The organism is Paraburkholderia sp. FW306-02-B, from assembly GCF_058782725.1.
Window position 1 is genome coordinate 2,511,061 of the sequence record NZ_JBYSXZ010000002.1, and the last position, 25,461, is coordinate 2,536,521.

A 25,461-nucleotide genomic window follows, 5' to 3' on the forward strand; every position below is an offset into this window, starting at 1 on the left:
CAATGAACTCCCGGCCGATAAGCTCGCGGCAAGGCCGCACGCTTGAGATATGGTCGCCTGAAGACAAGGCGTTCTGGGAACGTGAAGGCGAGGCGATTGCCAGACTCAACCTGTGGATCTCGGTCCCTGCGTTGTTTCTCGCATTCGCAATCTGGCAAGTCTGGAGTGTCGTCGCCGTGAGCCTGCCGACGCTCGGCTTCAGGTACTCGACCAACCAGCTGTTCTGGCTCGCGGCGGCGCCGGCCCTGAGCGGCGCGACACTGCGCATCTTCTACTCGTTCATGGTGCCGCTCGTCGGCGGCCGCCGCTGGACGGCGATCTCAACGGCCTCGCTGTTGATCCCCGCCATCGGTATCGGTTTCGCGGTGCAGGACAACACCACCACGTACCCGACGATGCTCGGGCTCGCGTTGCTGTGCGGTCTGGGTGGCGGCCGTCGACAGCGACGGGATGGCCGCAGCAATCGTGACAGCGATGGCGGGCGAACCGGTGATCAGCCCCGAGATGACCGGCAAGCTGGTGAGCGCGTTTCAGTCAATGCAAATCGCAGAAAATGTGGACGAACCGCCCGCCGATCAGGATCCGATTCATAGCCTGTCTGCCCGCGAAGACGAGATTCTGGCTCATATCACACAAGGCAGGACCAACAAGGAAATAGCACGCGCGCTGAACATTGCCGAAGCGACCGTAAAAATCCATGTGCAGCACATCCTGCGAAAGCTAAAGCTCAGTTCGCGTGTGCAAGCGGCAGCCTATGCGGTCGCCCGCGCACTTTGATTGCGCCAACCGCCAAAATTTTTTGGGGAGCATGATGAAGATCGGCGAGGCTGCTTCATCGAAGTCGTTGCGAGACGCCGACGGTCTGCCGGTCTTGCGACTTGGATTTCGGCCATTCTATCTGGGCGGTGCGGCTTTTGGGGCCATCGCCATCGCGCTCTGGCTGCTCGGCCTGCATGGTTATCCGGTCGCGGGCCGTTCGACGACGTTGAACGGAATGATGTGGCATGCCCACGAAATGATCTTTGGATTTGCTGCAGCGATCATCGTAGGCTTTTTACTCACAGCGGTGCGGGCGTGGACCTCGCTCGATACACTGCGGGGACCGCCGCTCGCGTGGCTCTGGTTGCTATGGGCCACTGGCCGAGTGCTGCTCTGGTTCGGCCCGCAACCTGTTGCCGCACTGCTCGATACCGCCTTCCTGCCGGTTGCGGCCGCCGTGCTTCTGCGCGTGTTGATCGCCGCCCGCAATCGCCGCAACCTGTTCCTGCCCGTGGCCCTGATAACGCTCGGGCTGCTGAATGGGCTTTTTCACTGGTGGATGTGGCACGGCCGGCCGGACCTTGCATTGCGTGCGGCGTATGCCGCCACCGGACTCGCGATCATGTTCGTGACCGTCATCGCTGGACGGGTGATCCCGATGTTCACGATGAATGCCATTCCCGGATTCTCGGTGAAGCGATGGAAGTTCGTTGAAGTGCTCGCAACGCCCACTGTCATTGCGGCGTTACTTGCAGACTCGATCGCCGCGCCCGCCACGCTGATTGCCGTCTGCGCCGGCGGCGCAGCCGCTGTCCACGCGATCAGAATCGCAGGTTGGTATTCGTGGCGAGTGCTTCCGCGGCCCATTCTCTGGGTTCTGCACGCGGCCTACGCATGGATTCCGATCGGCCTGGTGATGCTCGCGTTGGCTGCGATGGGCGCCGTGCCACACTCCCTTGCGATTCACGCGCTGACGGTTGGAGCAATGGGATGCGCGATCATCGCGATGATCACGCGCACTGTGCTGGGTCATACAGGGCGTCCACTCGTTGCGGGTCGCGCAGAGATAGTGAGCTACGGGTTGATGATCGCTGCGGCGGTCCTGCGTGTCTTCGGACCCTGGGTGGCCAATCGCGCGACAGGTGCATGGATCGACGCGGCGGGGGCGTGCTGGTCCGCCGCGCTACTGATCTATTTGGTCAAATACGTACCTTATCTGATTGCACCACGCATCGATGGAAAGGCCGGTTGACTGACGCCGGGTCCGCCATTCCGTGGGCCGAAAATCGCTCGCGGCGGGTCCGGCAAACGGCCGTTTGCCGGACCCGCTCGTTGTGAAAGCTGAACCGCGTATTGAGACGTGCCGATCAGAAGCGGACCCGCATGCCCACCGTAACGGCCGTCTGCTGATTCGTATCCGAGGCGCTCAGCCCGTTGATCACCGCGTGAATGCCGCTGCCGCCCGTGTTGCTCACGTGCTGATATACGCCTTCCAGATAAACGTCGGTTTTCTTCGACAGTGCATATGACGCCTGCAGGCTGAACTGATTCCACTTCGGGCTCACGCCGTCGATCCTGCTGTCCGTGAACGTGTACGCGCCGGAAAGGGTCACGGCCGGTGTCAGGTTGTAGCGCGCGTTCACTTCATAGTTGTTAAAGCGCGCACCGGTACCGCCCAACGAAAGCCCACTCGACGTGCCGGATGCCGACGCGCCGATGCCCGTCAGGCTATCCAGGTGTGTCTGCGTGAACACCAGCCCCACCGCCGCCGGCCCGAACGCGTAGTTCGCACCGACACCCCAGGTTCGCTGGGACTGGGCGGTAAACGTCGAATCGTCGCTCACCGCGCCGCTGGTGTTAGTGGAAGACCCGCTGTTGTTGAGTTGCAGATAACCGGCGGCGACATTCAACGGTCCGTAGTTATACGATGCACCGAGACTGTATGCACGATTATTCGCAAAGCCGCCCGACTGATTCGAGAAGCCATACAACCCGCTGAACTTTAGTCCTCCGTAGTTGACGCTCTGGTACTTGACCGAATTGCTAATACGGAACGAGTTATCCAGATTGTCGTTGTCGTACGGATGCGCCGCGTGCGTGCCGCCCGACGACGTGCCGGTCAGCGACAGCGGTGCGAGATAATCGACGACGGAATCATACTGACGGCCCAGCGTCACTGCCCCGTACTGATCGCTCGACAAACCGACGAACGCCTGGCGGCCAAACTCGCGGCCGCCCTGACCGGCGCTGCCATTCGTAATGTTGAAGCCGCTTTCCAGCGTGAAGATCGCCTTCAGCCCGCTGCCCAGATCCTCCGACCCACGCAGCCCCCAGCGGCTGCCGTTGACTCCGCCACTCGTTTCCTGAAAGTTGCTGTGACCGCCCTGATTACTGGTGTAGGTAATCCCCGCGTCGATCAGGCCGTAAAGCGTCACGCTGTTTTGTGCGTGGGCGGCACCGGCAAACGAGCCGAGTGCTGCGAGTGTGAAGAGCGATTTCTTCATGGGCAATTCTCCGAAAACTGATATTGCTGAACAAGTTGTACAGAATGAGAGGCGCGACGATAGTCGAACCCTTTGCGGGTTCTGCCATTCACTGCTAATCGGACCGGCAACGCATGCGCCGGCCGCAAATCGATTTAAGCGCACTATTCATCGTGCGCCGTCGTCTTTTGACAACGTGCGGGATTACCGGTGGTTTCACGTTTCGCGAGTGAAGTCCCACGCACAGCCTGTCGATGCATCCGCGCGATCTACGTTCCGGCGCTGTGAGCCGTGTCGTACAAGAGATAGGGCGGCCCGGACGGGTCGGCGAGTTCAACGTGTGAGCTTGCCCGCTCCGTTACAGGTTCGTGATCTTCGAAAGATTTTCAAAGATTGCTTAAGGTCGTTGTGCTGCGCGAGCCGCCAATAATTGGTAAGGACTGCGCGATGTACGTTGTTTTTTCCAGACATTCACACAGTGTCGAATGCGGACAATTCAACACGTATCGCTGCTCATCCTGGACGTGTTTGCGGATCGCCATCCTGTCGACCGCTGCACGGCAAAGCTGACCCCGGCTGATGGAACATCCAGACGCGGGAAGGCAGCGGTCTGCCTCCCCACAACAATGGGCGCTTCAATACTCCATGCGGCGCCACACGTCTGACAAAGGAATCGATAGATGCGGCGGTTCATCATCTCGGCGGCACTGGTCGTGCTGCTTCAGCTGCAAGGCTGCGCAACGTCGCTGGAAACGTTCGCCGCAGGGACGCTGGCGGGTACCGCGATCAGCATTGGTGCTATTGCCTGCCTGGTTACGTGTCATTGAGTCACGTACCCGTCTGAGTCCATCCGCCGCCGAGCGCCTTGTAAAGCGTCACGAGGTTCGACAACTTCGACAGCGTATCGGTCGCCAGTTGCTGCTGCGCCGTGTACAGCGTGCGCTGGGCATCCAGCAAGGTGAGGAAACTGTCGGTTCCACTCCGGTAACGCGACTGCGCCAGGTCGTAGTAGTTTTGAGCCGACACAACGTACTCCCGGTCGGCGTTGACCTGGTCGACGTACGTCGCACGTCCGGCCAGGCCATTCGAGACGTCCTTGAACGCAGTCTGAATCGCCTTTTCGTAGTCCGCGACGTCGATGTCCTTTTCGACCTTGGCAACATCGAGCGATGCTTTGTTGCTTCCATAGTCGAAGATCGGCACGGAGATCGTGGGAGCGAAACTCCACGCGCCGCTACCGGCCTTGAACAATCCGGAAAGACTGCTACTGGAAGTACCCGCTGCCGCCGTCAGCTCGATCTTCGGAAAGAACGCGGCCCGAGCCGCGCCGATATTCGCGTTCGCCGCCTTCAGCGTATGCTCGGCCTCGACGATATCGGGACGCCGGGTCAATAGATCGGAGGGCACGCCCTCCCCGATATCGGCAAGCAGATTCTCGTTGTCCAGCAAGGTACCGCCCTGCGGCAGATCGCCCGGGAGTGGACAGCCGATTTCAGCGACGAGATTGTTGCGGTCCTGCGCAACGGCCCGCGTATAAGAGGCAAGGCTCGACCGTGCACTCGCCAGAGAATTCCGCGCTTGCTGGACATCCTGCATTGAAGCGCTGCCGACGTTCATCATGCTCACCGTCAGATCGTAAGTCTGCTGATCCGCCTTGACCGTATCGGTCGTGATCTTCAGCAGCGCTTCATCGGACAACAGCTGCAGGTAGTCAGTGGCGACCGTCGCCACCAGGCTGAGTTGCGTGCTCGTGCGCGCCGCATCGGTCGACAGGTATTGCTCAAGCGCCTGCCGCTTCAGACTGCTCAGCCGGCCGAAAAAATCGATTTCCCATGACGACATGCCGACGCTCGCGCTACTCGTGCTGCTCACCGTTCCCTGAGAACGCTCACGCGTGAACGAACCCGATGCGTCGATCGCCGGCGCGAGATTGGCGCGGGCAATCCGGTATTGCGCCTCGTACTGGGCGACGTTGAGCGCCGCGACTCGCATATCGCGATTGTTCTCGAGTGCAAGCTCGACCAGTCGCTGCAGGCGCGGGTCCTTGAAGAATTCCCGCCAGCCGATTTCGGCGGCCAGCGGTGCGTTATCCGCCGCGCCCTTGACCGGCGCCGCACCGGTTCCGTATGCCGCACCGGTCGGCCACGCCGAATCGACCGGTGCGGCGGGCCGCTGATAAACCGGATCAAGCGAACAGGCGCTCAACGCTACCGCGCACACCACACCCAGTATTTTTAGTTTCATGCTTCACCCTTACCCGCTTGATCCTGGTCCGCTGCGTGTCCGTGCTCGTTGAAAAGCTTCCGTACCACCACAAAGAAAACCGGCACAAAGAAAATTGCCAGCACGGTCGCGGTGATCATCCCGCCCGCGACGCCGGTACCGATCGCACGCCGCGCTGCGGACCCTGCGCCCGTGCTGATGACGAGCGGCAGCACCCCGAATACGAATGCGAGCGACGTCATCAGAATTGGCCGCAAACGCAGGTGGGCAGCTTCAAGAATCGCGTCGATCATGCTGTGCCCTTGGGCCTGCAGTTCCTTTGCGAATTCGACGATCAGGATCGCGTTCTTGGTCGAAAGCCCGATCGTGGTGAGCAGACCTACCTTGAAGTAAACGTCATTGGACAAGCCGCGTATATGTGCGCCGAGCAGCGCGCCCAGCACGCCGAGCGGCACCACGAGAATCACGGCAATCGGCACCGACCAGCTTTCATAAAGACCGGCAAGACACAGGAACACCACAACCAGCGAAATGGCGTACAGATAGGTCGCTTGCGATCCCGATTGCTTCTCCTGAAAGGATTGCCCCGTCCATTCGACGCCGAATCCCGCCGGCAATTGCTTCGCAAGCTTTTCGACCGCGGCCATCGCCTGGCCGGTACTCGCGCCCGGCATGGTCTGCGCCGACATCTCCATCGCGAGTGCCCGGTTATAGCGCTCGATCTGCGGCGGCCCGAAGGTCCATCGGCTTGTCGCGAATGCCGAGAACGGCACCATCGTCGAGTCATAGCTCGTTGTCGTGCTGCTCGATGACGATGTCGAGGACGACGTCGAGGATGAACTTGCCGACGAAGACGAAGACGAGCTTGCCTTGACGTACCACTGGCCGATATCGGCCGGCATCATCCGATATGGCGCGTCTGCCTGGACATACACCTTCTGAACTCGCCCGGTGTCGATATAGTTGTTGACGTAGGACGAACCAAATGCGGTCTGCAGCGTGTCGTCCACATCGGAAATCGACAGACCGAGCGCACTCGCCTTCTCCCGATCGATATCGACCTTGAATTGCGGCGTGTCCTCCAACCCCGCGGAACGCATCATCGCCAGCGACGAATCCTTCGCCGCCAATGCCATGAGCTGGTTACGCGCCTGCAGCAATTTATCGTGCCCCTGGCCGGCGCGATCCTCGATCTCGAAGTCGAGGCCGCTTTGATTGCTGAGCCCCTGAATGGCGCCGGGGTTCATCACGAAGATTTGCGCGTCGCGATTCTTTGCGAAATGTGCGTTCGCGCGCTGAATGATCGCAGCGGCCTGTTGATCGGCGCTCCGCCGTTTGCTCCAGTCTTTCAGCGAAACGAACGCAAATGCATTGTTTTGCCCCTGCCCGTTGAAGCTGAAACCATTGACCGTGATCATTTTCTCGACGGCCGGTTCATCGTGCAGAAAATAGTTTTCCACCGCCTCGACCGTCTTGAGGGTTCGCGATGCAGGTGTTCCCGCCGGCGTGGAAACCATGACCAGAACGATCCCCTGGTCCTCGTCAGGCAGATAGGATGACGGCAAGCTCAGGTATAAAAGACCCACTACCCCGCCAATCAGTGCGTAGACGATCATATAGCGCGCTGGCTTGCCGACTATGCGGCCCAGCGCTGACGTATAGCGCCGATTGCCGGCGCCGAACCACCGGTTGAACCGGCCAAAGAAGCCGCGCCGCTCGTGATGCTCGACATCGGCGCGCTTGAGCAACGTCGCGCAGAGCGCCGGAGTGAGCGTCAACGCAAGCACGACGGACAACACCATCGCGGCAACGATCGTGATCGAAAATTGCCGGTAGATCGCGCCCGTCGAACCGGAGAAGAACGCCATCGGAATGAACACCGCGGTCAGCACCGTCGTCACGCCGACGAGTGCCCCAGTAATCTGGCTCATTGCCTTGCGAGTCGCCTCTTTCGGTTCGAGTTTTTCCTCGCTCATGATCCGCTCGACGTTTTCGACCACGACAATGGCGTCGTCGACGAGCAGGCCGATGGCAAGCACCATCGCGAACATCGATAGCACGTTGATCGAGAAACCGACCGCCGACATCACCGCAAACGTACCGAGCAAAGCCACCGGCACGACGATCGTCGGAATCAGTGTCGCCCGGATGTTCTGCAGGAACAGGTACATCACGAGGAACACGAGGATCACCGCTTCGAACAGTGTCTTGATCACCTCTTCGATCGAAATCTTGACGAACGGCGTGGTGTCGTACGGATAGTCGATCGCGACGTCCTTGGGCAACTGTGCTTGCAGCGCCGTGAGCCTGGCCCGGACCGCCTTCTGCACGTTCATTGCGTTCGCGCCGGTCGCGAGTTTGACCGCGAGCGCGGCAGCGGGCTTGCCGTTCAGGCGCGATGAAGTGTCATACGAATCGCCGCCCACTTCGACACGGGCGACATCTTTCAACAGAATCTTCGACCCGTTGCTATTGACCCGCAGCAAGATGTTTTCGAACTGATCCGCGGTAGTCAGGAGGCTCGCCGCGGAAATGGTCGCGTTGATCGCCTGCGCATCCGTCGACGGCGCGCCGCCCAGCTGGCCGACCGATAACTGAACGTTCTGATTCGTAATGGCGGTGGTGACATCGGACGTCAGGAGCCCGAAGCTATGCAGCTTCACCGGATTCACCCAGATGCGCATCGCGTGTTGCGCACCGAACAACGTGACGTCGCCCACCCCGTTGATCTGCGTAAGCGGATCCTCGATCTGGGTAGCAATCAGGTTGCCAAGATCGATCGAATTCAGGCTGCCGCCCGGCGACGACAGGGTCACGATCATCAGAAAACTGCTCGATGACTTGGCGACCTGAACCCCTTGTTCCTGCACGGTTTGAGGCAACGTGGAGGTTGCCTGGTTCACCTTGTTCTGAACCTGAACCTGGGCAATGTCCGGATCGGTGCCGGGCTGGAAAGTCAGCGTGATCGACGCCTGGCCCGCCGAGCTGCTGGTCGACGACATATACAGCAGATGGTCGATCCCGCTCAGCTTCTGCTCGATCACCTGCGTCACCGTCGCGGCGACCGTCTCGGCCGAAGCGCCCGGGTAGGTGGCCGTGATCTGTACCGACGGCGGTGCGATGGTCGGATACTGCTCGATCGGCAACGTCGTCGTGGCCGCGGCGCCGATCAGCATGATAACGATCGCGATCACCCACGCGAGAATCGGTCTATTAATGAAAAAACTTGCCATGCCGCCCCCGCCTATTGCTTCGTCGCGACGGCCGACACAGCCGAAGCACCGGTGCTCGCAGAATCAGCTGCGATCTTGACAGGCGCTCCGGCATGCACTTTTTGCAGGCCGCTGACGATCACGCGATCGCCGGCCTTGAGTCCTTGCGTGACGATCCACTGATCGCCATAGGCGGCATCCGCTTGCACAATCACCTGTTTGGCGTTGTCGGCGGCGTCGACCACATACACCGTTGCGTTGCCGTTCGATGCACGCGACACGGCAAGCTGAGGCACGAGAATCGTCTTGTCATCCTCACCTTCGTTGAGTTGCGCACGCACGAACATGCCCGGCAGCAACGCCTGGTCCGGGTTCGGAAAAATCATCCGCAATGTGACGGAGCCCGTGGTGGGATCGGCCGTGATACCGGTAAACTGCAGCACGCCGGTCTGTCCGTATTCGGTGCCGTCCTCCATGACGAGTTTCACGGCCGCACCGTTTTCGCCCATCTTCTGCAATCGGCCGGCCGCGAACGCCTTACGCAGTCGCAACCATTCCATGCTCGAACGCGAGACGTCGAGATACATCTGGTCGAACGCCTGGATCGTCGACAACGCCGTCGTCTGATCGGACGTGACGAGCGCCCCTTCCGTTACCGTCGACGCGCCGATGCGCCCGGAAATCGGCGCCTTGATGCGCGTGTATTCCAGATTGACCCGCGCGGATTCGAGCGACGCCCGGTCGGCGATGACGGTCGCCTGATCCTCGTTCACCGCAGCGAGGGCGTCGTCGTAATCCTGCTTGCTGACCGCGTTGATCTTGACGAGCTCGACGTAGCGATCGGCCTTTGTCTTCGCCGATGCGAGCGTGGCCTGCGCGTTTGCCAGGGTGCCCTTCGCCTGATCATAAGAAGCCTGATAGGTGGCTGGATCGATCTGGTACAGCAATTGTCCGGCCTTGACATCCGAACCTTCGGTGAAGAGCCGCTTGAGCACGATCCCGCTGATCTGCGGCCGGACGTCGGCTACCTTGAGCGCCGACAGGCGCCCCGAGAGTTCGGTGGTCTGCACGACTTTCTGCGGCACGACGCTCACGACACCGACCTCAGCCACCTGCGCCGCGCCGCCCATCGCAAACGGCGGGGCGCCCGAGGATCCCTTGCCGCATCCGCCGAGCGCCAACACCACCGCTGCGACAACGAGAGGTAGCAATCGGTTGTGGGTGCAAACGATCGGGCGATTGACTGTACGCCGCTGTGATGAAGTTTCTTCCATAGTTTTCTGTTCAACGCTTTAACGTAATCTGGACTGCCGCGCGGACGCGATCAGAAGACAGCAATCGGTGCGCTTAGGTATGCGGCCACCACAGTAACGAAATGCGTCTTACGGGGGCTTAGAGAAAAATTACAAACCGCAACACGAGTCCTCGTGTGCAACGGCTTGCCTTTTACGCGCGGTATCGAGCCGCACGAACGGGCGCAACGCACGTACGAGCAGAACCTGGATGGTCGGATGGTTCGGAACCTGTGAGCGCATGGCAAGCAGGCAGGGCCTGCCATGGCATGGTGGAGCGCGGTGCCGGGTTTCGGGCCGCTGGGTGTGAACTATAGTGGATTGCGTGCGGCCGATGATTGCCGGTTCTACCGGCCCGGTGGTAGTCGTAAGCTACGTTCGGCAGGCGGCGCCGGTTTCAGGCATCGACCTCACGCACGCTCGATCACCCGAGCATCGTCGTCCATGCGCAGCAGCCGCCCCGCGTTGGCAATCACAATGAACGTGCCGAGGTTATGCAACAGCGCGACCCAAACCGCGCTCAGCACACCCGTCGCGGCAAGCGCGATCACCCCGACAGTCCAGCTCAGCCCGATCGCCGCGTTGATCGTCGCGGTATGCAGGCACCGCCGCCCGAGCCGGACGCAGGTCGCGATACGCCGCAGATCGTCGCCGAGCAGCACGACATCCGCGGACGCCACCGCAATGTCGATGCCGCGCTCGCCCATGGCGATACTGGTGGGGCCGGCCTTGATGGCGAGCACATCGTTCAAGCCATCGCCAACCACCAACGGATGGTAGCCGGCTGCCATTTCGTGCACGACGTAATCCAGCTTGTCGTGCGGCAGAGCTTGCGCCACCACCAGTCCGATGCCGGTTTCTGCGGCCAGCTTGCGCGCAACCGGCTCGCGGTCGCCGGTCAGAAGGGTCTGGCGCGTCAGTCCCAGACCCCGCAATTGCGCCAGCGCGCCGCACGCCTCGGCGCGCACCGCATCCGCAAAACCAAACCATGCGAGGAACCTGCCGTTCAGTGCAAGACCGACACAAGGTCCTTCGATCGCGCGAGGCGGCTCCGGCAACGCGTGCGCGTGTTCCGTGAGCAAGCCGTAGCGGCCGAGCACCGCCACACCTTCCGGCGTCTCACCCACAATGCCGAGCCCCCGTAATTCGCGCGTATGTTCGAATGGCGCGCGCTCGCATCCAGCCGGTTCGGCGTCGGTCACGTAACGCACCAGCGCGCGGCTCACCGGATGCGCGCTACTGCCGCCGAGCCGGGCCGCAAGTTCGAGCACCTGCGCCCGATCGGCGCCCGGCTCCAGGAACACGTTTTCGACCCGCAACTCGCCGTAGGTCAACGTGCCGGTCTTGTCGATCACCAGCGAATCGATCTGGGCAAACTTGTCCAGAAACGCGGCACTCCTGAACAGGATGCCGTGCCGTGCGCCCACGGCAATGCCGGCGATGGCCGTCGACGGCGCCGCGAGCACCAGCGCGCACGGGCACGCTGCGACAATGACGGCCAGCATCGCCGACGCATTCGACGATGCGAACCACACGATCGCCGCAATCAGCAGCACGAGGCAAAGATAACCGCCCATGTAGCGTTCGAGTATCTGCGTAATCGGCGGCTTCACCTGCTCGGCGCGCTGCATGAGTTCGATGATCTTGCCGAGCGTCGACTGTTTGCCGGCATGCGTGACCTCGATGCGCAGCGGCCCGTCGAGATTCATCGCGCCGCCGAATACCGCGGTTCCCGCCTCCACGTCGAGCGGCACGGACTCGCCGGTGATCGGTCCGTTATCGACACTGGACTGGCCATGCTGCACGACACCGTCGGCAGGAATCCGCGCGCCGGCCACTACTTCGAGCAGATCTCCCGCGCGCACCGCTTCATACGGCACCTCTTCGATTGCACCGTCCGCGCCGACGCGCCGCACCTTGCCCGATGTCAGCCTGCCGAGCGCCCGGATCGCCTCTTGCGATCCAAGCACGCTGCGCTCTTCGAGCGCGTGCCCAAACGTCATCACGATCGGCAACAGGGCGGCCGTCGCCATGTCCCCCACTGCCCACGCCGCCAGCATCGCGAGCGCGATCAGCCGATCGGTCACGCCGTGCAGGCTGGGCGTCTTCAGGCTTCGCCACGCGCTGGCGAACACCGGTCCCGCGACGACGAGCGACGCAAGTCCCGCCAGTACCTGCGCAAGCGCCTCTCCACCCGAGACGAAGTGCCCCCACGCCAGCGATAACACCAGCAGGCCGCCGGCCAGCAGCGCAAGCGCGATTTGCCGCGACACCGCCCGCTGCTCGGATGCCGACAATGCAATTGCCGGCCCCGCAGGCAACTGGCCTGCCGCACCGGCCTGCCACGCGTCACCCCTCGGGATGGTTTGCTCGACATTCGCGCTCATCTGGCGTTCCCCGGCAGGATCAGATTCGATGTATTGCGAGGATCGACGGTCGCCACGCCTGCCGCTTTCGACAGGATGCCCTGAACGCGGTCCCGATAGACGCGCGCCAGCAAACCCGGATCGCTGTTCGTTCGCAATGGCACTTCCAGTTGCTGGATCGTCAAGGTTCTGGACTGTGCGCTCGACACGCGTTCGACCGCGCTCGCTTGCGCGTTCTGTACGATCCGGTCGGCGTCCTGCTGGGCATCCTGGCGCGTTCTTTCAGCGGCCGTGCGCGCTTCGGCGATGCTCCGCTCGGCCACCTGCAGCGACGTCAGCACCGAGTTGAACGCGTTGACGGCCGGTGCGGGAAATGCTGCCTCGACGTCGACACGCGCGACTTCGACGCCGAGTCCCGCGTGCAGCGCATCGAGCTGCCGCAGATGCCGTTCGATTTCCTGCGCGAGATCGCCGCGCAATTGCTCGCGCTTGACGGCCACCTGCTGATCCGCCGACAACTGCTCGGGCCGCGCTACGAGAATCGCATCCAGATTGCGTTTGGCCGCCACCTCGACCGCCGATGCGGACACGATCCGCTCGAGCGCTGAAGCGAGCCTGTCCTTCTGCAGCACGTAGGCGTAGGGATCGACTACGCGGTAATACAGTGTCGCGCGCAACTGCAGGACGCCGTTGTCGCCTGTCAGCACATAGCCGGACCCGGCCAGCGCATCGGACAACATGGGGTTGCCGCCCGCCAACGGAGGTTCGGCTCCGCCGTCCGGCGCACCTGCCTCGCCGGGTGACGCGAGAGGCGCTGCTTCCGACACATTGGAATCGGCAGCACGCGCGCGCGGATCGCGTTCGAGCGACTGAATTCGCTGCTCGAGCACGCGCGCGCTGCCCGGCACGAGCAGCGCCGACTCGAACGGATGGGGCCAGGCAATCAGCAGTCCCGCGTCCTGGGTTCGAACGAATGCGCCGAAGCGCAATACGACCGCGCGGCTATCAGGCGGGATGCGCCGGATGTTCGACCCCGCCCATGCGCACGCGGCAAGCACGGCCACTGCGACGACAAACCAGAACGAGAGGCGCACGGCCTGTGCGCCTGGGCCGAGCGACGGCATGCCGGAGCCGGTGCTCATCGCGCGGACCTGCTTTTCTTCGACGTGGACGAGGCGGACGATGCGGCCGGCGCGGCCTGCGGCGGCTGCGCCGGCCTCAGGTCGACGGGACCTTGAACGAGTGCCTGGAAGGGCGCTGCATCCGTGCGCAAGATCAGGTTCGTGTTGGCGCTGACGACCGTATCCAGCGTGTCGAGCGAGCGCAGCATCGTGTACAGCCTGGGATTGCCTGCATAGCTGTTGCCGTAGATCGCCGCCGCATCCTTGCGAGACTGGGCTTCGATCTCCGCCGCCTTCACATTCGCGTCGGCCAGCGCAATGCGCGCGTCACGGTCCGCATCCGAGCGGATCTGCGCCGCCTCGCGATTGCCGTCGGCCGTGCGTTGTGCGGCCACTGTCTCGCGTTCGGCGCTCATCCGGCCGACAGTCGCCGCCAGCGTCACGGCGGGAAGCGTCAGCCGCTCCAGACCGACCTGGACGACGTGCACGCCATAGGCCGAATACAGTTGTGCGTCGATCTGGCTGCGCAATGCGTCTTCGAATGCCGAGATCCGCACCCAGGATGGGTCCGTGTTGACCAATGACGAGAGGTCGAAACCGGCCGACGTCGTCTGCAACGCCGAGCCGAGCAGCGAGCGGATTTGCCGGGCTGCTTCGTCGGGCTGGTTGCCCACGGCTCGCACGAAATGGCTCACGTCGTTCGGATCCGCCGCCACGCGCCACGCGACGTAGGCCTGCACAATGATGCGCAGGCCATCGCGCGTGCCGACATCCTGCAGGCCGCTCGAGGTGGTGTGCAAGCGCAGGTCGACCGGCACCGCCGCTTCGATCGGCGCGGGCAGGCGCCATGCGAGACCCGGTTCGAGCAGCACGCGCACCGGCTGCCCAAAGCGCGTGATGACCGACGCTTCGCCCGCACGCACCGAAATGAAACTCGCCACCGCGATCGCAACGATCACACACAGCGCGGCGAGCAGCACGCGCAGGTAAAAGGGGCCGCGCTCCGGCGGCTCGCCATGATCCGCATGCGCATGGCCGCCGTGATGGTGATGCCCTTGGCCATCATGGTGCGAATGGAACAAACTCATCATGTCACCCTGAAAACAGCTTTATCTAACGTGCGACGCAAGGTCGTTCGGCGATGCCCGAAGCATCAGTTGCCGGGCCGGATGCCGGGCAGGTCGCCGGCAGTGAATGAGCGCAGATCGATCGTGGCGCGCCTGTCGTCGACGAGCCGATCGTCGATCACTGTTATGCGCGCGTTTTGCAATCCCTTTTGCAGCTTGCCCAGGTAGTACTCGAATGCAAAAGCCGGACCGCCAAGCCGGTATGCCACCATGTCGGCGTCGAAATTGATCTGCTGCACCCGCGCTGACGACAGCGTGTCGCCCGCCCGCGCACTCGCCTGAGTGACGCTCGCCAGCGACTGCTGCTGCGCATTGCCGAGCACGCCTGCCGCAAAGCCGCGCGCTTGTGCGACGCTACCCTGCGCGCGAATCTGCGCCGCTTGCACATCGTGATAAGCCGCGGCCGCCCCCGCCGGCGGATGCACGCTTTCGATCACGACCGCCACCACTTCGATGCCGCTCGCCAGCCGGGCAAGCTGCAGTTGCACAGCGTGCCGCACGCTGTCGGCCATCGCGGTTTGGCTCGTCTCCAGCAATGACTGCAGCGTATGTGACGCGAGGTAATGCACCACCTCGCGATTCGCGATCGAGCGGACCGTGCTGGCCGGATCGACGGACCGGTATAGCGCCGCGCGCGCGGCGGCATCGCTCAGGCCCACGCGGTAATCGAGCCGCACGTCGGCGTTGACGATCTGAAAGTTCTGCTGGTCCCCGCTCGCACCGGCTATCACCTGAGTCGTCTCCCATGGATGCAGGACGTCCCACAGACGGTTCAGGTCCGCCGGCGTCGGGCCGTCGGCGGATACCGATGGCGCAGCGATGCTGCTGCTGTCCGCGCCGCCCGAGACGATCAGCTGGTGCACGGCGCCGTTGTCGACCACGCGCACCTTGCCGAAGGGCCAGGGCATGCCGACATGGAGGCCGGGCGGCCAGACCGCGACCGGCGCGCCGAATCGTTCGTATACCGCGCGCTGGTCGGGATTCAGCACGACGATGGATGTCAGCAGCCACGCGCACACAGCCATTGCGGCGATCGTTGCGGGCAACAGGCGCACGAAACTCCGCAGCACCCAGTTTTGCCGCAGATCGATCCCGTAGCGGGTGTGCAACTCAGCGCCAAGCGACGCAAGCGGCGAGCGACGATACCGCAACAGACCCGCCAGGACGCTTGAGGGGACGTGGGCAGCGCTGGCCCCGGCGCGCGGGGCGGAGAACCAGCGAAGTCCCGCGCGGATGGCCAGCTCGATTGCGATTGCCGCACTGAATAGCGCGACGGCATGGACGGCCAGATCGAGCGCCGTGTGCAAATAGACAAACCACCCCGCCGACACGGCAGCAGCGAGCGCGCACAGAAGCACCACGCGCAACATGCCCGCGAGCGACGCGGATTCCGGCGCATGCGAGCGATCCGCATCATGTGCGTAAAAGCGTTCTGCGACGAGGGTGAGAAAGGCAAGGATCAGCGCCGCAATGCCGCTGGCAATGACAAACGACGGCGAGACCATCGCATGAACTAGCGCGGCGGGGGCAAACGGCCTGAAAGCCGCCGCGGCAATCGCCGCGGAAAGACATGCGCATACGGGCACGCCCCAAGGTTCCCAGCAAATGGAACGGACGATGGCATGTAATCCCGCGGCATCCTGATCCTGCCGGATAACTTGCCACAGGACCCTCGCAGTCTGCCGCCAGCTTCCCGCCTCCGCCCGCTTGAGCTGCGCGCGCGCCGCCAACGGGCTCCAGATTGCGACGACAAAGACGTTCAGGCATGCGCTCGCCAATACCGCGCACCAACGCAGATCGACCGGCAAGCCTTCCGCAAAGCTCAACGTGCCGAATACGGCTGCAAGTCCCACCGCAACCCAGCCAGTCAGCGAGACTCCATGACGTCCGGCCGACCGCTCATGCGTTTCTTCGTTTTCGCGCCCTGCCCGATACGACATCAGGGATCCTTACGCATTCGTTACAAAACCAGACGATCTGCTGCGTCGCCAGGAGCAACAGCAAAGATCTGCGAGCGCGCAATTTAGCGTGCCAGGAAATGAAACTCAAGGAGAGTTTGCCAACAGGAATGCCACGCGCATAAGCGGACTGGAAGTCTGACCGTTGCCGCTGTGCTGAAGGGTAACGCCTTCGTGCTTCAACACGTGCCTGAGCGGCGGCGTCTTGCCCGCGCAAGGAAATCTTGACAGGACGGCAACGGGGAGCTTGTTCATGGCAATGAAGAACAATCGGTTTCAATTGAAAACGTTATGATATAACATTCACACTTCTTCGGGCGTTGCACGAGCGCTAGCTCGAAGACATGGCACAGCAGCGGCAACCCAGCGCTGCGATGATCGGGGTCGCTTCAAAGCACCCCACTCAATCAATATCCGGCATCCACGCCGACCGTATAGTTTGCATATCTAACAATTAGACAACAAAATGAGAAATCGCAATCCTGTCTCCCAGGCCGTGCTGCTGTTGTTCGCCTTTGCGGGTCACGCATACGCGGCGTCCGGCGACAGCGCGGTGACCGGCGCCATCGCCGACAACTCGGGCAAGGCAATCAGCAACGCCACTGTCACGCTTCAGGATGCAAGCGGGAAGTCCGTTGCAGACGTGAAAACCGACGCGGGCGGGCATTTCCAGGTCGCGCATGTGGCGCCGGGCACCTATGCGATCGTTGTCAGCGCCTCCGGTTTTGCAACCGCCAGCAGCATCGCGACGACGACGTCAGGCCAGGATAGCGCGGTGTCGATCGCGCTGACGAAGAGCGACACACTCGATGTCCAGGTCAACGCCCAGCGCCTCGACCGCGCGCGCAACGGACTGTTGCCCGAAACCGGCAGCAGCGTTTACCGGTTCAGCCAGGCCGATATCGACACCTTGCCTGCGGGCGCGGACACGCCGTTGAACCAGGTACTGCTGCAGGCACCCGGCGTCGCCAGCGACTCATTCGGCCAGTTGCATGTGCGCGGCGACCACGCGAACCTGCAGTACCGGATCAATGGCGTCATCATTCCCGAACCCATCAGCGGGTTCGGACAGTCGCTGGACAGCCGGATCATCGATCAGATGAACCTCCTCACTGGCGCGCTACCCGCCCAGTACGGCTACCGGACCGCGGGTATCGTCGATATCCGCACGAAGTCGGGCGACACCGGCAACGGCGGCTCCATCGATGTGTTCGGCGGCGGCCATCAGACCATCAGGACCAGCGGCGATGTGTTCGGCAGCAAGGGGCCATTCAGCTACTACTTCAGCGGTTCGCTTGGCGAGAACAATCTGGGGATAGAAAGTCCCACCTCAGCCGCAAGTCCGGTGCACGATCACACGCGCCAGGGCGATGCGTTTGGATTGATGTCCTACATCATCAATCCGTTGACGCGGATCAGCCTGATGTTCGGCACGACCAGCAACCAGTTCCAGATCCCCAACACGCCCGGTTTGCCGAGCGCATTCACGCTCAACGGCAATACGAATTTCGATTCGAGCCAGCTCGACGAAACGCAGTCGGAGCTCAACCAGTTTGCCGTGGTCGCGCTGCAGGGGACGAACGGCGGAGCGCTCGACTATCAACTTGCGTTGTTCACCCGATATTCGCGTACCCAGTTCAATCCCGATCCGGTCGGGGATCTGATGTTCAATGGCGTGGCGTCGAAAGACTTCCACAGCGATCGCGCGAACGGCGTGCAATTCGACTCGACGTACCGGCTCAACGACAAGCATACGATTCGCGCCGGCATACTCTTCCAGCAGGAACACGCCGTATTCGACAACAACCTGACGGTGTTTCCAGTCGACGATGCGGGCAACCAGTCTTCCGACCAGCCCATCAGTATTCCGGATTCGAGCAGCAAAACGGGCTACCTGTATAGCGCCTACGTTCAGGACGAGTGGAAAGTGACTGACAAGCTGACCGTCAACTACGGCCTGCGCTACGACAAGATGAATGAGTACGTCAGCGCGAGCCAGCTCAGTCCGCGAGTCGGGCTCGTCTACGCGCTGACGCCGTCGACCACCGTGCACGCCGGCTATGCGCGCTACTTCACCCCGCCCGCGTTCGAGCTGGTATCCGATGCGGACATTGCCCGTTATGCCGGCACGACCGCGCAGGTCTCCGGTCGCAACGATCCGGTGCAGCCCGAGCGTAGTCACTATTTCGACCTTGGCGTGACGCAGCGGCTGAGCTCGGCGGTCACGGTCGGGGTCGACGCTTACTACAAGAAATCGACCAACCTGCTCGACGAAGGCCAGTTCGGCACCGCATTGATTTTCACGCCGTTCAACTATCAGTATGGCCGCGTGTACGGTGTCGAATTCACGGCAAACTACAAACAGGACAACGTTTCCGCCTACGTGAACGTTGCCCTCAGCCGCGCTCAAGGCAAGAACATCGACTCCGCGCAGTTCAATTTCAGCGCCGACAAACTGGCGTTCATCAGCAGCCAATACGTTTTCCTCGACCACGACCAGCGCGTCACCGCTTCGTTCGGTGGCGCCTACGCACTCGGCACGACGACCTTTACCTTCGATGGCATCGTCGGCAGCGGCCTGCGCAGCGGCTTCGCCAATACGGATCGCCTGCCGGTGTACACGCAGGTCAATCTCGGCGTCATCCATCATTTCAATTTCAACGATCCGTTTATTGGCAAATTTGACGCGCGGCTACTGCTCGTCAATGCATTCAATCGCGTGTACGAACTTCGGGACGGCTCCGGCATCGGCGTCGGGGCGCCGCAATACGGCCCCCACTTCGCCGTCTACGCCGGCATCACCAAAAACTTCTGACGTATGACGGACTGGCGCTGAAATGAAAGACTGGACAGACTTGCTAAACGCAGTGCAACTCGGTGGATGGGTCATCTATCCGCTCACGGCGCTGGCCGTTGTGTCGATCACGATCGCGATCGACCGCGCCTATGTGTTTCTGCGCTTCACACGGACGCCTCGAACGCACGCACATCCACGGCCGGCCACCACCGGACCCGATGATGGGCTGAAGCCGTTACCGATGGAAAATGTATTCAGACGTCTTAGCGCCCCACTCGCGCAGCAGACACGCGCACCCACCTGGTACCGCGAGGCGAAAACCGGGGCTATCGCCGCAGAGATCGAGCGGGATATGAGCAGGGGCTTCTGGGTACTGGAGACCATCGTGACGGCAGCGCCCCTTCTCGGCTTGCTGGGCACGATCGTCGGCATGATGCATTCGTTCCAGTTATTCGGCGGAAACGGTCTCGTCGATCCGGGCGGCGTCACGGGTGGCGTCGCCCAGTCGCTCGTTGCGACCGCCGTCGGCCTCGTGGTTGCGTTGTTCTCGCTATTCGCGTTCAACTATTTTTCGCGCAGACTGGAAAGGCTGATGGACGAACTCGAGTCGTTCGCCAACGAACGTATCAGCGAGATTCGCCTCGCGTCGGAAACTCAGGGCGACGGACCGTGAAATTTCGCCGCTCCCGGGCCGCGAAGCGCGGCCGCATCGAAATCATCCCGATGATCGACGTGATGTTCTTTCTTCTGGCAACGTTTATGCTGGCTTCGCTCGCCATGCAGCGGCTCGACGCCGTGAAGGTGAACCTGCCGTCAGGGCATGCGCAGCAACTGTCGGTCGATGGACCGCCTACCGTGAGCGTCGACCGCCACAACGCGATTTTCGTCAACCGCGAAGCGGTTCGTCCAGATCAGGTCGAAGCCGCCGTGCGGCGCACGCTGCGTCCGGATCACGACGTCGTGATCGCCGCGGATGACGGCAGCGGCCACGGCGTGGTCGTGCAGGCGATGCTGGCGGCCCGCCGTGCGGGCGCCGAGCATTTCCTTATCGCAGTCCATCGTGAATAGACACTGGACACGCGTCGTCACCAGCGCCGACAACCGCAAACTCAGGATCATGAGCGCCGTCGTAGTGGCATGCGCGGTGTGGGGCACAGCGCTCGTTCTGCTGGGTCGCGGCCTGCACGCAGGCCCGGCGCACGAGCGCCCTGCTGAGCCGCCGCTGGAGATGACGCTCGTTGAAATAACGGAACCTCGCCAAGCGCAGCTTGCCACACGGGAGCCTGTGGCACCCGCAGCTCAAGAGCCGCACAGGATGCCCGCGCAGCCGCACGCCACGATCGAGGCCGGGCGCATTCAGACGCAGCCCACCAGTCAGGCGGCCCCGGCAAAGTCCGAACCGACGCTGGTCAAGCCCAATAGCGCGCCTGCCAACCTGGCCGCGTCCACTCAATCCGCTGCAACCGCTGAAGCCGCGGCAGCCAACCCACCGTTGCCACTATCTGGGAATCCGTCGAACAGCACGCAAGCGCAAAGGCCGTCTACGTCGACATCGGGCTATTCGACAGCACGCGCCATCGCACAACCGCTGCCGGCCGTCCCCGACGATCTTCGCGAGCAGGCGTACCAGACCGTCGCGACCGCCCGGTTTGTGATTCATACCGATGGATCCGCGGCCGTCGAACTCATCCGGCCGACGCAATATCCACGGCTCAACCAGATACTCATCGAAACCCTGCGCGGCTGGCGGTTCTTCCCGGCGATGCAGGACGGGCACCCGGTCGAGAGCAGCCTTGAGATCCGCGTCCATTTCAACGTCAGCTAGCGAAGACATCGCCGCTTCGCGCTGACCGGGCCGAGGCCACGCCACGAAGGTTCGTAGTTTTCAGTCAGACGAATACGCACCACACTGCGAAAACTACGTGAGCCTCAATTGTCGGAGGATTGATTCGCTCTTAGAATTGACGCACGCCCTGGCGCTCGATTGCCCGTATCCGGCGCGAGTGCGGGCCAGTTCCGCTCAGGCCCAGGAGGCGCCCGCGGAGCGGGCAAAAGGGAACACGGCGTTCCAGCGGAAAACCATTCAATGAGCGAAACGGGCGAAGAGCAAACCGCTTTATTCACCTTCGGCGACACCCAACTCGATCACGAGGGCGCACAGTCAGCGCCCGACGCAGCACTGACTGCCGGCGGACAGGGGTTGGCCGGCATCGGCCGCAGCCTGCTCGAAGCGCCCGGCAGCGAGGCGCGGCAAGCCCTGATGCGCGAAGCGATCCAGCACGCGGGGTTCGACTCGCTCTGTTATTGCCGCGTCGTGCGGATCGGCGAATTCGTCAGCCGCGCCGCCTGGTTCGATACGTACTCGCCGCCCGGCTGGGCCGAGCGCTACGGGCGCGAGCAGTTCTTCGCGATCGATCCGCGGGTGACCTACGCATGCCGTTTCGAGTGGCCGTTCGCGTGGGACATGGAGTCGATGTTTTCGACGCCGATGGCCGAGCGCTGCGAAACCTTCGCGCGCCGCTTCAGCGCCGCCGCGAAGCAGGCAGGCCTGCATAGCGGCGTGAGTTTTGGTCTGGCCACAGGCAACGCGCTCGAGCACTGCATCATGACGCTGTCGAGCGCGCAAACGGGCCGCAGCTGGATTGCCGACACCACGCTCGGCGAAGCGTATGCGATCGGCGTGGGCCTGCATGCGTTCATCGAGGCACGCGCGCGCAATCTGATGCCGTCGCTGACGGCGGCCAGTCTGAACGACGTGCAGCGTTCGATCCTGCGTTTCGTGACCCAGGGGCTGAGCGATCGTGAGATGGCGGAATCCCTCTCGATGTCGGCGCACATCATCGGCTATCACTTGCGGCAACTGAAGAAAATCTATAACGCGCAGAACCGGGTGCAACTCGCGTATATCGCGGGCTGCATCCTCGGCGACTGACGCTGTACGCTCGCGGCCCCTGTCACGCAGACGGCCGCAACCACCACTTGGCTACGGGAAATCGGGCGGCACGATCCGCCGCGGCCGAGGTGCGTCCCAAACGACAACAGGGTGAGCGAGCGTATGACGTATGGAATGGACGTTTTAAACGAGCCCGCGGGTCTCGCGGTCTGCCGCATGGCGACGGCCGGCTACGACAGCAATCCGTCGGCAGCCATCGCGGCGCCGGCAGGCGAGGCGGCGGATGCAGCGCCAGCCGCCGAAACGCCGGACATCTTCTACTACGACGAAGCGGAGTTGCTGGGCACGATCCGTCGCGACGAACTGGGCGGCGAGACCCATATCGCCGCCGATCTCGGCGCCGCCCGCAATACCGACGAGCGGATGCGGCTCGTGCGCGGCATGCTGCGCCTCGTCGGCTTCAGCGAACTGGGCTATCTGACGGTGAAGCTCGACGCGCAAGGCCGCCCGGAACGGCTGTACTTCCCGCGCAGCTATCTGTCGACGAGTCTCGCGCCGCACTATTTCGAAGCCGGCTATCACCGGCACGATCCGCGCTTCGCCGCGGCGCTGGCGGGCAACACACCGCACGTCTGGGATCTGCGGCGGCTCGTCGAAACGTGGCGCCGCGCGGGCTCACCGCCAGGCATGCGCGCGATGTTCGACGAAATGCGTGACGGCGGCACCCGCAGCGGCCTGATTTTCGGCCTGCCGATTCCCCATACGCGGCTGCGCTCGATCATCAGCTTCGCTGCGCCGAGCGAGCACGCCGGCTGGATCACCGACAGCGTCGTGGTGCAGTCGCTGACGCTGGGTTTGTCGATTCATCAGCGCTTTTCGGCGTATGTGCGGGCGATCAACCGGCGCGAGTCGGCGGCCGAATTGTCGGAGCTGCAGATGCGGATTCTCGGCTTTCTGGCGGCCGGGCTGTCCGACAAGGAAATCGCGTTGCGCATGCACACTACCGCGCACAACGTCGACTACCATCTGCGGCGTCTGCGCCAGAAATGCGGCGTGACCAACCGCACCCAGCTGGCGTTTCTCGCGGGGCAGTTGCCGACCTCGTGAAGGCTTGAAGTCGTGCAGCAGCATCGCGGCGGGCTGCGCTCCGCCCGGGTTCGCGGCTGCCTCGTGCGTGACGCGTCGCGCGTCACACCTCACGTGTCGTCGCCGGTCGCCCACTTCAGCAGTTCCGCGACCTCGCGGAAATGCGCGCGGTCGATGAAATGCCCAAGCGCCACCTGCTCGTACAAGGTTTCCGCCAGCCCGGCATTCGCCACCGCCGGGCGCAGCCGTTCCTGCGCGATCGCGCGAATTCTCCGCGCGGCTTCGCCCTCGCCGCGCGCCACCACCATCGGCAGCGACGGTGCGCCGGTATAGCGCAGTGCCACCGCGACGCGCGCCGAATACACCACCGCCGACGCGCTGCAGCTCGACTCGCTCGAAGTCACGACGAGCTTCGAGCTCGAACGCCTCACGCTGACGCTCGCGCAGCTCAGGGCGTTGCGGCCGGGCTTCGTGCTCGAACTCGATCAGCCGCTGAACCAGGGCGTGATTCGCATTCTCGCGAACGGCACGCTGGTCGGACACGGGCATCTGATCGCGGTCGGCAACAAACTCGGCGTGCGGGTCGCGGAACTCGCGCCGGGAACCGCGCAAACGCAAGGGCAAACGCCACCGCACGCGCGTACGACGGACGAACGCCACGATGGGTAATCTGCCGAATCCCGTTGCGATGGTGGCGCTGCTTGCAGCGCTCGGCATCGCCCCGTTCGCGGCGTTGATGGTGACGAGTTACACCAAGCTCGTCGTCGTGTTCGGCTTGTTGCGCAGTGCGCTCGGCATCCAGCAGGTGCCGCCGAATATCGTGCTGAACGGCATCGCGCTGATTCTGTCGGTGTACATCATGGCGCCGGTCGGCATGGATATCGGCGACAACCTGAAGCAGCAGAATTTCTCGGTCGGCAGCCAGATGAACGTGCAGGACGTGCTGCAATTGTTCGACGCCGCCGCGCCGCCGATCGAGACTTTCATGATGCAGCACACGCAGGAGCGCGAACGCAGCTTCTTCGTGCGCTCGGCCACCAGCGTGTGGCCCGCGGCGCGCGCGAAGAATCTGCAACAGGACGACCTGCTGGTGCTGGTGCCGAGCTTTACGCTGAGCGAGTTGATGAAGGCGTTCCAGATCGGCTTCGTGCTGTATCTGGTGTTCGTGGTGGTCGATCTGGTGGTAGCCAATGTCCTGCTCGCGCTCGGCATGCAGATGATCGCGCCGACCACCATTTCCGTGCCGTTCAAGCTGCTGCTGTTCGTCACGCTCGACGGCTGGTCCGTGCTGATTCACGGCTTGATCCTGTCGTATCGCTGAGGCTGCGATGAGCACCGTGCGCGGGTTCGGATGGATGGCGCTCATGGCGCTGCTGGCCGCGCTGCCGCCCAGCGCCGCCCAGCGCCGCCGCGCAGCAGATCGGCGCAACGTCGGCGAGCTTTGCCGAACTCGCACAGACCTGCGCACCGCACGTCGATACGCAGACGCTGGCGGCGGTGGTGCGCGTCGAGTCGAGTTTCAATCCGTATGCGATCGGGGTGGTCGGCGGCCATCTGAAGCGCCAGCCGCGCAACTACGACGAAGCAGTGGCGACCGCCCATGCGCTCGCGGCGCGCGGCTTCGATTTCAGTCTCGGGCTCGGGCAGATCAACGTGCGCAACCTGCCGCGCTTCGGCGAAACGATCGAAACGATTTTCGAGCCGTGCCGCAATCTGAGCGCGAGCGGTGCGATCCTGGCGCAGTGCTTCGCACGCTCGACGGGACAGACACGCGATGAGCAAGGCGCCCTGCGCGGCGCGTTTTCCTGCTACTACAGCGGCAATTTCACGACCGGGTATCGGGAAGGTTATGTGGCCCGTGTAATTGACGGCGCTTATACGAATGCGCGGCAAGCGGCACGCGGGCCGGACGCGGCGGCACTCGCTCCGCACGCAAGCCTCGCAGAGAAAGGCGTGACGTCCTCAAGCAAAGACATGGCGTCCTCAAGCGCGCCGGTCCGGCAACAATGCCGGACGCCGGACGCGCGGCAATTCATCACGGTGCGTTGCGCCGATAATCCCAACCGCTGGTGCACGCGCTGCCTGAGCGTGACGACGCTTGCCGCGCACTAAGTCCTCCCGGCGAGACAGGACCCGCGTCCACC

Annotated in this window: 19 protein-coding genes and 3 pseudogenes; 13 read left to right on the plus strand and 9 right to left on the minus strand. The window is 63.0% G+C overall.

The features are described 5' to 3' along the window. Positions 1–2 precede the first annotated feature (2 nt). The 3 genes and pseudogenes from AC3WOG_RS32590 to AC3WOG_RS32600 form a co-directional block, all read left to right on the plus strand. Positions 3–434: pseudogene (locus AC3WOG_RS32590) on the plus strand (nitrate/nitrite transporter); the annotation flags it as partial. 1 nt (position 435) lies between these two features. Then, positions 436–777: pseudogene (locus AC3WOG_RS32595) on the plus strand (LuxR C-terminal-related transcriptional regulator); the annotation flags it as partial. 34 nt (positions 778–811) lie between these two features. Continuing rightward, positions 812–2,011, plus strand: a complete 1,200-nt coding sequence (locus tag AC3WOG_RS32600) for an NnrS family protein (RefSeq protein ID WP_492582528.1) — start codon at positions 812–814, stop codon at positions 2,009–2,011. A 115-nt stretch (positions 2,012–2,126) separates the two neighbouring features. On the opposite strand, the gene AC3WOG_RS32605 is transcribed toward AC3WOG_RS32600, so the two are convergent. After that, positions 2,127–3,263, minus strand: coding sequence for a porin (locus AC3WOG_RS32605; RefSeq protein WP_492581860.1), 1,137 nt, complete (start codon positions 3,261–3,263; stop codon positions 2,127–2,129). 659 nt (positions 3,264–3,922) lie between these two features. Between AC3WOG_RS32605 and AC3WOG_RS32610 the strand changes: the two genes are divergently transcribed. After that, on the plus strand, positions 3,923–4,069 hold the full coding sequence (locus tag AC3WOG_RS32610; protein WP_492581861.1) for a hypothetical protein: 147 nt from the start codon (positions 3,923–3,925) through the stop codon (positions 4,067–4,069). A 1-nt stretch (position 4,070) separates the two neighbouring features. Here AC3WOG_RS32610 and AC3WOG_RS32615 read toward each other — a convergent pair whose 3' ends face one another. The 7 genes from AC3WOG_RS32615 to hflK form a co-directional block, all read right to left on the minus strand. Continuing rightward, the gene (locus AC3WOG_RS32615; protein WP_492581862.1) at positions 4,071–5,486 is read right to left on the minus strand and encodes an efflux transporter outer membrane subunit; all 1,416 of its coding nucleotides are present in this window, start codon (positions 5,484–5,486) and stop codon (positions 4,071–4,073) included. Beyond that, positions 5,483–8,698, minus strand: a complete 3,216-nt coding sequence (locus tag AC3WOG_RS32620; protein ID WP_492581863.1) for an efflux RND transporter permease subunit — start codon at positions 8,696–8,698, stop codon at positions 5,483–5,485. Before AC3WOG_RS32620 ends, AC3WOG_RS32615 begins: the two co-directional genes overlap by 4 nt. A gap of 11 nt (positions 8,699–8,709) precedes the next feature. Continuing rightward, positions 8,710–9,888 carry an efflux RND transporter periplasmic adaptor subunit gene (locus AC3WOG_RS32625; protein WP_492581864.1) on the minus strand — a complete coding sequence of 393 codons (1,179 nt, stop codon included), beginning with the start codon at positions 9,886–9,888 and terminating at the stop codon, positions 8,710–8,712. Positions 9,889–10,379: 491 nt separating this feature from the next. After that, on the minus strand, positions 10,380–12,356 hold the full coding sequence (locus tag AC3WOG_RS32630; RefSeq protein ID WP_492581865.1) for a heavy metal translocating P-type ATPase: 1,977 nt from the start codon (positions 12,354–12,356) through the stop codon (positions 10,380–10,382). Beyond that, positions 12,353–13,477, minus strand: coding sequence for an SPFH domain-containing protein (locus tag AC3WOG_RS32635; protein ID WP_492581866.1), 1,125 nt, complete (start codon positions 13,475–13,477; stop codon positions 12,353–12,355). Before AC3WOG_RS32635 ends, AC3WOG_RS32630 begins: the two co-directional genes overlap by 4 nt. After that, entirely contained in the window at positions 13,474–14,547 is a 1,074-nt protein-coding gene (gene hflC / locus AC3WOG_RS32640) for a protease modulator HflC (RefSeq protein WP_492581867.1), read from the minus strand. Before hflC ends, AC3WOG_RS32635 begins: the two co-directional genes overlap by 4 nt. A gap of 62 nt (positions 14,548–14,609) precedes the next feature. Next, on the minus strand, positions 14,610–16,523 hold the full coding sequence (hflK, locus tag AC3WOG_RS32645) for a protease modulator HflK (protein WP_492581868.1): 1,914 nt from the start codon (positions 16,521–16,523) through the stop codon (positions 14,610–14,612). Between the two features lie 484 nt (positions 16,524–17,007). Here hflK and AC3WOG_RS32650 point away from each other — a divergent pair, with 484 nt between their 5' ends. The 6 genes from AC3WOG_RS32650 (at position 17,008) to AC3WOG_RS32675 (ending at position 23,338) form a co-directional block, all read left to right on the plus strand. After that, complete coding sequence (locus AC3WOG_RS32650) at positions 17,008–19,356, plus strand: TonB-dependent receptor (RefSeq protein ID WP_492581869.1); 2,349 nt, start codon at positions 17,008–17,010, stop codon at positions 19,354–19,356. A 22-nt stretch (positions 19,357–19,378) separates the two neighbouring features. After that, positions 19,379–20,011: a MotA/TolQ/ExbB proton channel family protein gene (locus AC3WOG_RS32655; RefSeq protein WP_492581870.1), complete on the plus strand. Its 633-nt coding sequence runs from the start codon at positions 19,379–19,381 to the stop codon at positions 20,009–20,011. Further along, positions 20,008–20,406, plus strand: a complete 399-nt coding sequence (locus AC3WOG_RS32660; protein ID WP_492581871.1) for an ExbD/TolR family protein — start codon at positions 20,008–20,010, stop codon at positions 20,404–20,406. The genes AC3WOG_RS32655 and AC3WOG_RS32660 overlap by 4 nt, the downstream gene beginning before the upstream one ends. A 247-nt stretch (positions 20,407–20,653) precedes the next feature. Next, complete coding sequence (locus tag AC3WOG_RS32665) at positions 20,654–21,163, plus strand: energy transducer TonB (RefSeq protein ID WP_492581872.1); 510 nt, start codon at positions 20,654–20,656, stop codon at positions 21,161–21,163. Positions 21,164–21,424: 261 nt separating this feature from the next. Beyond that, on the plus strand, positions 21,425–22,270 hold the full coding sequence (locus AC3WOG_RS32670; RefSeq protein WP_492581873.1) for an autoinducer binding domain-containing protein: 846 nt from the start codon (positions 21,425–21,427) through the stop codon (positions 22,268–22,270). Between the two features lie 135 nt (positions 22,271–22,405). Beyond that, on the plus strand, positions 22,406–23,338 hold the full coding sequence (locus AC3WOG_RS32675) for a helix-turn-helix transcriptional regulator (protein ID WP_492581874.1): 933 nt from the start codon (positions 22,406–22,408) through the stop codon (positions 23,336–23,338). Positions 23,339–23,427: 89 nt separating this feature from the next. Here AC3WOG_RS32675 and AC3WOG_RS32680 read toward each other — a convergent pair. Beyond that, a pseudogene (locus AC3WOG_RS32680) lies at positions 23,428–23,694 on the minus strand (EscU/YscU/HrcU family type III secretion system export apparatus switch protein); the annotation flags it as partial. Positions 23,695–23,749: 55 nt separating this feature from the next. Here AC3WOG_RS32680 and AC3WOG_RS32685 point away from each other — a divergent pair. From AC3WOG_RS32685 to AC3WOG_RS32695, 3 genes are all read left to right on the plus strand, one after another. Next, positions 23,750–23,986 (plus strand): FliM/FliN family flagellar motor switch protein, encoded by a 237-nt coding sequence (locus tag AC3WOG_RS32685; protein ID WP_492582529.1) that lies wholly within the window; start codon positions 23,750–23,752, stop codon positions 23,984–23,986. Then, positions 23,979–24,638 (plus strand): type III secretion system export apparatus subunit SctR, encoded by a 660-nt coding sequence (sctR, locus tag AC3WOG_RS32690; protein ID WP_492581875.1) that lies wholly within the window; start codon positions 23,979–23,981, stop codon positions 24,636–24,638. The genes AC3WOG_RS32685 and sctR overlap by 8 nt, the downstream gene beginning before the upstream one ends. Before the next feature lie 98 nt (positions 24,639–24,736). Next, positions 24,737–25,429, plus strand: a complete 693-nt coding sequence (locus AC3WOG_RS32695) for a lytic transglycosylase domain-containing protein (RefSeq protein ID WP_492582530.1) — start codon at positions 24,737–24,739, stop codon at positions 25,427–25,429. The last annotated feature ends 32 nt before the right edge of the window (positions 25,430–25,461 follow it).